At 48.9% G+C, this 8,790-nt stretch carries 14 protein-coding genes; all 14 read right to left on the reverse strand.

All coding sequences use genetic code 11. From position 1 onward, the window contains the following. Positions 1-649, reverse strand: a 649-nt coding sequence (locus ACTQ3R_RS15845) for a ParA family protein (protein WP_441792704.1), incomplete at its 3' end; no start/stop codon positions are given. Between the two features lie 139 nt (positions 650-788). Continuing rightward, entirely contained in the window at positions 789-989 is a 201-nt protein-coding gene (locus ACTQ3R_RS15850; protein WP_441780156.1) for a hypothetical protein, read from the reverse strand. A gap of 1 nt (position 990) precedes the next feature. Continuing rightward, a complete protein-coding gene (locus ACTQ3R_RS15855; protein ID WP_441780155.1) occupies positions 991-1,221 on the reverse strand; it encodes a DUF5348 domain-containing protein in 231 nt (76 codons plus the stop codon). A 14-nt stretch (positions 1,222-1,235) separates the two neighbouring features. Next, on the reverse strand, positions 1,236-1,499 hold the full coding sequence (locus ACTQ3R_RS15860; protein WP_154042245.1) for a Txe/YoeB family addiction module toxin: 264 nt from the start codon (positions 1,497-1,499) through the stop codon (positions 1,236-1,238). Then, positions 1,489-1,758 carry a type II toxin-antitoxin system Phd/YefM family antitoxin gene (locus tag ACTQ3R_RS15865; protein WP_279203157.1) on the reverse strand — a complete coding sequence of 90 codons (270 nt, stop codon included), beginning with the start codon at positions 1,756-1,758 and terminating at the stop codon, positions 1,489-1,491. The genes ACTQ3R_RS15860 and ACTQ3R_RS15865 overlap by 11 nt, the downstream gene beginning before the upstream one ends. A gap of 82 nt (positions 1,759-1,840) precedes the next feature. After that, complete coding sequence (locus ACTQ3R_RS15870; RefSeq protein ID WP_441780154.1) at positions 1,841-3,238, reverse strand: hypothetical protein; 1,398 nt, start codon at positions 3,236-3,238, stop codon at positions 1,841-1,843. A gap of 465 nt (positions 3,239-3,703) precedes the next feature. Then, positions 3,704-3,946: a hypothetical protein gene (locus tag ACTQ3R_RS15875; RefSeq protein ID WP_441780153.1), complete on the reverse strand. Its 243-nt coding sequence runs from the start codon at positions 3,944-3,946 to the stop codon at positions 3,704-3,706. A 185-nt stretch (positions 3,947-4,131) separates the two neighbouring features. Then, complete coding sequence (locus ACTQ3R_RS15880) at positions 4,132-4,926, reverse strand: hypothetical protein (protein WP_441780152.1); 795 nt, start codon at positions 4,924-4,926, stop codon at positions 4,132-4,134. A gap of 12 nt (positions 4,927-4,938) precedes the next feature. Continuing rightward, the gene (locus tag ACTQ3R_RS15885) at positions 4,939-5,961 is read right to left on the reverse strand and encodes a hypothetical protein (protein ID WP_441780151.1); all 1,023 of its coding nucleotides are present in this window, start codon (positions 5,959-5,961) and stop codon (positions 4,939-4,941) included. A gap of 891 nt (positions 5,962-6,852) precedes the next feature. Then, the gene (locus ACTQ3R_RS15890; protein WP_441780150.1) at positions 6,853-7,191 is read right to left on the reverse strand and encodes a hypothetical protein; all 339 of its coding nucleotides are present in this window, start codon (positions 7,189-7,191) and stop codon (positions 6,853-6,855) included. 23 nt (positions 7,192-7,214) lie between these two features. Beyond that, a complete protein-coding gene (locus ACTQ3R_RS15895) occupies positions 7,215-7,688 on the reverse strand; it encodes a hypothetical protein (RefSeq protein ID WP_441780149.1) in 474 nt (157 codons plus the stop codon). Between the two features lie 103 nt (positions 7,689-7,791). Beyond that, entirely contained in the window at positions 7,792-8,205 is a 414-nt protein-coding gene (locus ACTQ3R_RS15900) for a helix-turn-helix domain-containing protein (protein ID WP_441792683.1), read from the reverse strand. 110 nt (positions 8,206-8,315) lie between these two features. Then, on the reverse strand, positions 8,316-8,567 hold the full coding sequence (locus ACTQ3R_RS15905) for a hypothetical protein (protein ID WP_441780158.1): 252 nt from the start codon (positions 8,565-8,567) through the stop codon (positions 8,316-8,318). After that, the coding region (locus ACTQ3R_RS15910; RefSeq protein WP_441792705.1) for a ParA family protein at positions 8,567-8,790 on the reverse strand (224 nt) is incomplete at its 5' end. The genes ACTQ3R_RS15905 and ACTQ3R_RS15910, both read right to left, overlap by 1 nt.

The raw sequence follows: 8,790 nt of genomic DNA on the forward strand, positions 1-8,790 counted from the left end.
CGGCCACCGCTGACCGAATATAGGTCTTGTAGATCGGCGCCGAGATATACTCGCTCAGCTGCTCCGCCAGCTCCTTGATCTGCCGGCTGATGTTGGCCCTGGGATTGAACCGGGTAAAGAGAATGCCTCGGATCTTCACGCCAGGATTACAATACTTCTGAACGCTGGTGACTGTCTCATTGAGCTGGGATATCCCAGCTGTGGCGAAGATCCCGGCCGTGGTAGGGATCAGAATATCGGTGGCACAGGTAAAGGCATTCACCGTCAGCACCCCCAGGGAGGGAGGCGTGTCTATCACGATGAAGTCATAGTCGCTGGCGACCGGAGCAACGGCCTCCTTCAGACGATGCTCCTTGCCGGTCTGGGACAGCTCCTGCTCCGCCCCGGCCAGCATGATATTTGCCGGCACCAGATCATACCCTCCCTTCGTGTGCTGCATGGCCTCCTGGATGGTGGCCCCCCGTTTCATCACCTCATAGATTGTCGGGATATTGTAGCTCTCCACGCCGCAGGCCGTTGAGAAATTCCCCTGGGGATCGAGGTCAATCCCCAATACTTTGTACCCTTTACCTGCCAGTCCTGCAACAAGGGCCTGGGCAGTAGTTGTCTTACCGACGCCTCCTTTTTGGTTGGCCACAGCTACTATCATTGACTATCTCTCCTCTTTTGTAGAATTGTATTTATCTATAAATCTATATATCTATTTTACTATATATATTTTTTTATAGCAATATGTAACTGCAGGAAGCAAAGAAAAGCCGGCCTTGTTTGGCCGACTTTTTCTTGCTTTATTCCCACTTCCAGGGCGACTCAACCAAATGCACTGTGTCCTCGGAATCGGCCCGATAATAATAAAAGTCCGTGCCAAAGGCCCGGAAGCGAATATGCCACAGGCCACAGAACTGGATCTTCTCAATATCCCTCGCTCTGATCCCGATGGTACGCTCCACATCTTCCTTCAGCTCTTCATCAGTATAGCGGCAATTCATATCAGCCCTCCGCTCTTTCGCGCGCCCACAGGCCCACTGGAGACACACCAGGATGCCCAGGAATATACCAACCATCGTCATTGTACTCAAAGGAGACGGCCCGCCATGTGCCGCCATCGAGCCGATCCGGGAGTAGCACCTCCATACCCTGGCCACAGTGAATGTCCCAACCATCCCAGGTCAGGCGATCACGCTCCGGCTCGTAGCCGATCTGCAAGATTTTTCGAGACATGGCTCTCCCTCCAATCAGTCCTCATAATGCCCCCGGCACGATAAAACGATAATGCTGTCATTTTCAACGGTATAGACGAGCCGGTTTGTATCGTCAATGCGCTTACTCATACCCTTGATCTTCCGCAGCAGCTCCGCTTTTCCTATGCCCTGTACTGCCCCATCACGCTGCAGCTCCTGGAGCAGCTTATTGATCCGCTTCAGCGTTTTCTTATCCTCTGACTGCCAGTACAGGTAATCCGCCCAGGCGTCAGGCGAGAAGGTAATGTTATGTGCCATCGCCCGCCATCGCCTCCAGCTCCTCCATCGTTTTCACAATCCCAAAGCCGGCGCGCACCTGCTCCAGACCTCTTTCCAGCTTTCCAAGATAGGCAGCATTCCGCTCTGCCTTTTCCAGCTCATTAAACCGTTCCTCGCTGATAATCACCACATTTTTTTCAGCTTTCCTGGTTACAATTACCGTTTCTCCTCTGTCGGTCACTCTGTCGCAGAAATCCTTCAAGCGACCACGGGCAGTCGAAAAGTTAATTGCGATCATAGTACACACCTCCATTCCATATTATGCACCATATTTTGTACTATATATTGTACCACATTAAGCCAACCAAAGCAAGTGCAGCTTATTTCAAATCCCACCACTTGCGAATAGTCTTGGGATCAAGACCCGTATCCCGGTGGCAGTCGGCCTTGCGGCCCTCAGGATGCTGCTGACGCCACTCATACACCTGCCTCTCAGCCGTCCCACTTCCTGCTGGCCTTCCCTGTCTCGCCTCTCCCATGTCCTTCAAAATTGCCAGTTGTCCCCTGGCCAAGCGCAAATGCTGCTCTCGTCTTCGCCCATTTCTTTTATTCACAGGTATCGTCAATCCTGAAAGTTTGGCTATATCGTCCCTGGGAAATGTCACATAGTCCTCGTTGAACATCTCCAGGGCGCACACTACATCATCCTTTGTGAAGCGGTTGATGTCCTCCACACTCATATCATCATAAGGTTTCAGCAGAGAAAAGGCATCCTCCCTTAGCTCCTCTTCATCTATCCCGCACTTCTTCGCATAGATCGCCAGCGTCATAATGCCATAGAACCGATGGCCAACCCGGATCTCATCCCCGATCCGATGCAGCCACCAGTCATAAAGGTCACGCTTGACCGTCCAGCGGCCCCGTCGCTCCTTCTTAACGATCCGCCGCTCATACCAATCCGGGTACTTCTCCTTTGCCTCGGCCAGCGAGAGCCGCCCCTTCCGCATAAGACCCAGGAGCCGCTGCTGCTCCCCGTTGCTATCCGGGATAAACTCCAGTAGCTTCTCCAGCGTTATCCGTCCGCCAAGCCGATAAGCTGTCACTGGGTACTCCCGTCCCAGCTTGGAGCCAGACCCTACCACCCGGAACCCCTGCAATATGCCTTGCATCTGCGGCTCCTTAATGGTAGAGGTATATCTGTTCCAGATCTGCCTGGTGAGGGAATACTTCAGCTCCTTCAAACATTTCTGATTGTGCGGGTACATAGGGATCGGCTCCTCCAGAACATAATACAGGTGAAGCCCCGTTCCACTGTTTACGACAAAGGTTGCCTGGGGAAGAATATCCTTGTTCATCTGGTGCAGCGTATCCCGGAGCTGGGGCATTCCGACCCCATCCAGGTCAAAGACCAAGGCATAGAGATACCGGGCATTTTTACCGCACCGCTGCCGGCCAAAATAGGACAGAGGGGACATAATAGTGAAGTCTGTATCAAAGACCTCCGACAGCTCCGACAGTTCATCGGTGATGGTATAGCGTTTAGCCTTACCTTTCGACTTAATCTCCAAGGCAATCCCTGCACCTCTTGGCACCGTCACCGCAATCCCGTTTCCCTTTGCGTCCTCAAAATGGCCTTTTCTCTCAAAACTGCCCACTGGGAAGATCTCCCGGTAAAACTCAAAAGGAGTGACCGGCTCCAGAAACTTCTCCAAATGCGCATTCTTTTCTTGATACAACGCCCGCAGCTGCTCCATGGCGGTCTGCTGATCCATAGCCATACGCTCACCTCCAAAAGAAAAAGTAGCAAAAAGAAAATCCGCTGCGGCGGGGAACGCCTGCGGGCGAGAAGGGGGGAAAGGGGGAGCCAAAGAGCGGCCCCTTCGGGGCCTTAAAGAGAAAGTCACCTCCCCCTTTCCCCCCTGGCTCCGGCTGTGGAAATGATGGAAAACCCTATCGGGTTTACCACATTCCCACAGCCTCCGCCCACCCCCCTTTTTCCCTCCGACTTTCTCCCTATCCGAGAGAGAATTTCAAGAGATTTTTTGAGGGCCTAAGGCCCATAGGGGGGCATATATTATCAATAGATTTTTTCCCTATTTTTCGACAGAACAAATTTCCCCCATATTTACACTCGCACAGGGCTCACTTACACGGCATATATTATCAATAGATTTTTTCCCTATTTTTTATTGTCATTATAGCCTGTCCTGGACCTTCTTTCAAGGTTCCTGGACAGGCTAATTTCAGACATTATCTTTCCTGACTCTGATAGGGGCCGCATTGGTACGCCGCAGCGCCCATCCGCTCTCCAGATCCCGCCAGCACCATCCACCGTCAGGATCTCGCTCCAGCTCGACCTCAATCCAGTGACCGGCCACCTGGATCTCCAATACCGCACCTTCCTCCAGCTGCTCGGTCTCAAGGCCAGTCCAAACAACTACCATGCGATGAACAGTGGTATCTTCAGAACAAATACCTGTTTTCATAGTAACCTCCTCAAGTGGCTCTATAACCTTCCTGCACCAAGCTCTGTATGAAGTCAAACCATTCCATCACAGAAGAAAATACCACTTCCTCATATCCCTCACAGGGACTCATGGAAACTATCTTCTCACCGGATGAGTACCACACTCTTTTTTCTTCCGACTGCATCACCCCGGTCCCTTCCTTCTCATCTCGCTCTTTGATCTGCTACTGTCCTGGCTCTCATATCTTCTGGCACTCGGCTCAAAGGTTTTGTATGGAATATGCTCACTTCCCAATATCCTGTCTTAAAATTCATTCTCAGCCCCTGCTGGCCACCCAACGCAATATTCCGTTCCAGAAACTCTGGCTCGACTTTTTCATCCGATATCAGGTCCTCATAATCACCAGCATAGCGCCCGTTTATTCCGATTCTGCCTATGACCCAGTTGCCATCTCTGGAAAACAGTTCTTCTCTTATTTGTGTTCTTGCCTGCTCCTCTGTAAACTCCGCTGAATACGGACTCTGGATAGTTGTTTCCCAAAGCGTCACCGTCCTCCATGTCCTCCGGTCCGCTTTATACCGATATTTTTTCTCTGCAGATACTGTCACCACATAGCCGCTATGCTCTTTTTTAGGTTTGAGCTCTCTATCCGCATTGGCTCTCTCCCTGGAGATCCGCAGCAGGTTCTCATTCAGACACCGCTGATACGCTGCCTCCTGTTTTACTCTCTCCAGTTCCGCAGCAGCGGCCTCTGCTGCCTTTCTGGACTCTTCCTGCACCTGCCACAGCCGGCTCTCCGACTCTCTTCTCAATGTTTGGAGCGCCCGTTCCCCATCCGCCCTGGTAACGGCAGCTTCCCTTTCTGCAGATCTTTTTTCATCCAGGATCTTGTCATACTCTGCAGCCTTCAGGATGACATGCGTACATTCCGGATCGGAGTGCCCACCAGCAACTTCCGTATAACCACCCAGCATCTTTTCCCGAACAAACTTTGGCACCCCAATCCCTCCTTACAAGCCCCGAATATAATTGTTGGCCACCACTTCAATCCGGTTATGTCCCAGGGCCTTACTACACACCAGCATAGCAGCCTTGTCCAGCTTCCTACCAGCCTCGTCCTTCCTGCAGGTATAAACTTCACTCTGATACTTCCTGCCGGTCCCACGGTTCACTCGGTCATAAGGAATCTCCTCAATGGCCCTGGCTTTCGCCTTATAAATGATCGTGGCGTACTCCGCCCGGTACCCATGTATATCGGCACTCTGATGGATATGCTGCCACACCTTTTCCTCTGCCGGTGTGCTTTTGATCCGTTCCACGATCTGCTCCGTATTCGGCCCAATAATGGGGCTCATACGCTCCCGTCCGCCCTTTCCGTTGCGGACATGGGTAAAGTAGTCCCCCTCGAACAACCGGGTGTCCTGGAGCATTTCAAGCCGCTTTGTGTCAGCTGGCGTCAGCTCCGCTGCCGACCGGCTCTCCAACTGGGAAATCTCCGCCTCGATCTGTTCCCTGGTGACCAGGTCTTTCCCTCGCAGTTCTCCCAGCTCCGCCCGGCGCAGGCCCGTCCCCTTGCAGAACTTGATCAGTTCGTCATTATTGGTCTTTGAAAAATGCTTGTCCCTCACCCGGTCCCCGCGGCTCCGTTTGATATCCTCCCGGTTCCGTTTTGGGGGCTTGAAGTAGTTTTCATCATCCGGAGAAATGCCGTACAGCTTTCCCATGGCCTTGGCCTCCAGCTGGACCGTCCATGCAGAAAGGCCCTGATCCACTCTGGTCTGCAGCCACTCATTCACATATTTTTTTGCGCTCTTCAAAGTGGTGCATTCCGGGTGATTTTCCTTGATATACTTGATGAAATACTTTGTATGCTTCCAATATGACTTGTAGGTGTTGAAGGAGAATATCTTCTCCTTCTCTGTTCCGTTGGCCACGGCCTCCTTCTTACTCTCGCCAAACGCCTGCATCCCAGTTAGACGATCATAGGCTTGTTGATGAAGATCCTTGGAGTATGCCTTATTGCGTCGGCCCATGCAGCATCCTCCTTTCTTGCGAAAACTATATAACTATAAATCTATAAAAATATATTTATAGTAAACTTTTTTTCTATAATTCTGTTTTTCTATAATTCTATTTCTCATATAGTTCGTTAAAGCTAAGGCCGCCTCATGTCAGCTCCCCTCGGAGACTCGGCAATCGGCAAATACACTTTTTAGCGTCTTATGTGTGACGGTTTTGGGATTGCTCCCGACACTTTTTTGAACTGCTTATGTGTGCAGCCCCGATTTATTGAGATCTACGGCAGTTCGAGATCTGTCGGCACTTTTGTAGAGGGTGCGGCTCTCCAGGAGATCTACAGTATCCTGGCTACTATCAGAAGGTGGGTAGGGACACGATACATTTTGCTTACCCAGGCTTTCACAAAGATTACTTACTCTGGGGTCCATGGTGCGCTTTCCAGTTCACAAAGGTTACTTCGGCAAGCCCGCACACCATACAGGAGTATCAACCCTGATATGGCTTCTGTATTAGCAAACTGCTAAACCCCTGACCGGCAGCTCCCGGCCAAGACGCTCTGGGCCTAATTACTATTTACCCTCGCCCAGACGAGCATCGAATCCTGCTGCAGCACTCAGCTGACGCCGACCGCAGCCCCGCAAAAACACTCTTCTAACCCATCCTCATACTACCATAAATAAACGAGGAAGTCAACAGCATACGCAGAAAAACAACCGGATAACGGTTTACCCGTTCATAATATAAACGGGTAAACCGTTAAAGAAGGTCCGTTGCAGATATATTCTGCAACGGACCTTCTTTTTTTCTACATCTTACCTAAAACTCCATATAGAACAGTTCATCATGAGCAACCAGACCAATCTTTGTTGCCAGTCTCTGTCGCATCATCAAGTAAATGGAATAATTTATTCCTGACCCACTTCTTCCCACTTATAAAAAAGATGCAACAACGGAGCTTTTGTAAGTGGTAATAGTAATCCTACAGACATTTCATACACCCAAAACAAAGTGCAGGAAACAGCACTGGATAAAAGATGTATTCCCAAAATTACGCCAAAGAGATACTTTTGATTGCTTGTTACTCTTTTCCTAAATGAATGAATAACAGTAAAAGCAAGAATATAAAACGCTCCCCATAATAAAAACAGGTTGCTTAATCCTCCTGGCAATCGTAAAAGAGGAATCCCCTCCAACAACCAAAATATCATCAATGATATATCCATAAATTTTATTTTTACATTCATTGGAGCCTCCACCGTTGGCCGCATCAATAGGTCTTGACCTCACAATTTACATACTCATAATAAGTCATCCCATTTGCTTCAAATTCAGTATATGCTACGACATGAGACCAAGTGTTACTTCCATTCGACCACATATATTCTGTGTATGTGCCACTAATTTCACTATCCAATTCATCAAGCGCAATACCTATACTGATAGCTCCAACCAATAATCCTAAATCAGGAACAAGTAACGAAACTATAAAACCGGATATAGTTGCCTGTAGATTTTCTATCCGTGTATCCCCCCTCCTATAGCCAACATAGCTATATCCCTGTGGTGGAAGGTGATCAGTTTTCAGACACGCTGCATTTGGAGGCTCTCTCTTCATGGGTCCTTCTGAAGCAGGAACCCAAACTTCCCCCTCTAATAGCTCAACCCCTGGTGGTAGTTCTTCCAAATTATCTTCCGTTTCCTCAGTTGCAAATGCAGGAATCAGAAGCATAGGCGTAATCATCGCAAGCACCATGCATATGCTAATAAATTTTTTTAACGACTAAAGCCATTACCACACTGAAAACTCGTTTCAGTCTCATTTCTTCCCCTCCCTTCTTCTCAGATCAGAATTCTAATTCAAAATCATTTGTATTATCCGTTTCTACCTCACTCCTTTCTATCTCATCCATTTGCATAGACTTTTTAGGCTCATCTCTTAAAAGTACTATGCAAAGAAACACTACAACAGTAGCCATAATTGCTACAAATATCAAAATCCATCTCTTTTCTATACCAGGTACTGCTACCTTTTCATCTGGCTCCTGTGGTACAGGATCTGGCGCATCATCATGAAGCAAATATTCTAAAGGAACATTATACAGCCGGCCCAAAAACTTTAAATTATCAGTAGAGGGAACTGCAGCCCCAACCTCCCATCGAGAAATGGCCTGACGGGATACATTCATAATCTCTGCAAGCTTCATTTGGGACAGTCCTTTTGCTTTTCGCAAAGAAAATAACTTCTCCTCCAATTTCATTCTCTACACTCCTAAAGTACAAGAACACACATTAAATGTAAACCGCAAGCGGTTTACATTTAGGCAATCAACGATTGCCTTTTTCATTTTTTCTTGTTGAATGATTCAATTTATTTTATATACTCTTCCAATCCCCGACGTAAAAGATCATTGACCGTTTCAGTCAAATTTTTATCCTCCTCCAGAGCCATCCTCCTAAGTGCTCTATCAATATCCCGATCCAGAAAATACGACCGTTGTACCCGGTTCTTCTCCTTGCTCTTTGCCAAAGGCCGTTCTGGAGCCACTTGCTCTGACTCTCGCCCAGCTCCAATAATTGACTTGAACGCAGCCTCCTGGTCAAACTTTGCTTTTCCTGCCATCACTCATTTACTCCTTTCAGAAACTCCTCGATGAACGCCTTATAGTCCTCTGCCACGGTAGATTTTCCGGCATAGTCAAATATGTCAGCCCGATTTGCCTGGGCCTCCTCCACGGCCACCGCTGACCGAATATAGGTCTTGTAGATCGGCGCCGAGATATACTCGCTCAGCTGCTCCGCCAGCTCCTTGATCTGCCGGCTGATGTTGGCCCTGGGATTGAACC

The sequence above is a fragment of the Lawsonibacter sp. LCP25S3_E2 genome (assembly GCF_052117285.1).
Taxonomy (GTDB): Bacteria; Bacillota; Clostridia; order Oscillospirales; family Oscillospiraceae; genus Lawsonibacter.

Excerpts from the sequence above, each read along its gene's own strand:
- ACTQ3R_RS15850 (WP_441780156.1), bottom strand. The coding sequence starts at position 989 with ATGAATTGCCGCTATACTGATGAAGAGCTGAAGGAAGATGTGGAGCGT.
- ACTQ3R_RS15855 (WP_441780155.1), bottom strand. The coding sequence starts at position 1,221 with ATGTCTCGAAAAATCTTGCAGATCGGCTACGAGCCGGAGCGTGATCGC.
- ACTQ3R_RS15860 (WP_154042245.1), bottom strand. The coding sequence starts at position 1,499 with ATGGCACATAACATTACCTTCTCGCCTGACGCCTGGGCGGATTACCTG.
- ACTQ3R_RS15865 (WP_279203157.1), bottom strand. The coding sequence starts at position 1,758 with ATGATCGCAATTAACTTTTCGACTGCCCGTGGTCGCTTGAAGGATTTC.
- ACTQ3R_RS15870 (WP_441780154.1), bottom strand. The coding sequence starts at position 3,238 with ATGGCTATGGATCAGCAGACCGCCATGGAGCAGCTGCGGGCGTTGTAT.
- ACTQ3R_RS15875 (WP_441780153.1), bottom strand. The coding sequence starts at position 3,946 with ATGAAAACAGGTATTTGTTCTGAAGATACCACTGTTCATCGCATGGTA.
- ACTQ3R_RS15885 (WP_441780151.1), bottom strand. The coding sequence starts at position 5,961 with ATGGGCCGACGCAATAAGGCATACTCCAAGGATCTTCATCAACAAGCC.
- ACTQ3R_RS15890 (WP_441780150.1), bottom strand. The coding sequence starts at position 7,191 with ATGAATGTAAAAATAAAATTTATGGATATATCATTGATGATATTTTGG.
- ACTQ3R_RS15895 (WP_441780149.1), bottom strand. The coding sequence starts at position 7,688 with ATGATTACGCCTATGCTTCTGATTCCTGCATTTGCAACTGAGGAAACG.
- ACTQ3R_RS15900 (WP_441792683.1), bottom strand. The coding sequence starts at position 8,205 with ATGAAATTGGAGGAGAAGTTATTTTCTTTGCGAAAAGCAAAAGGACTG.
- ACTQ3R_RS15905 (WP_441780158.1), bottom strand. The coding sequence starts at position 8,567 with ATGGCAGGAAAAGCAAAGTTTGACCAGGAGGCTGCGTTCAAGTCAATT.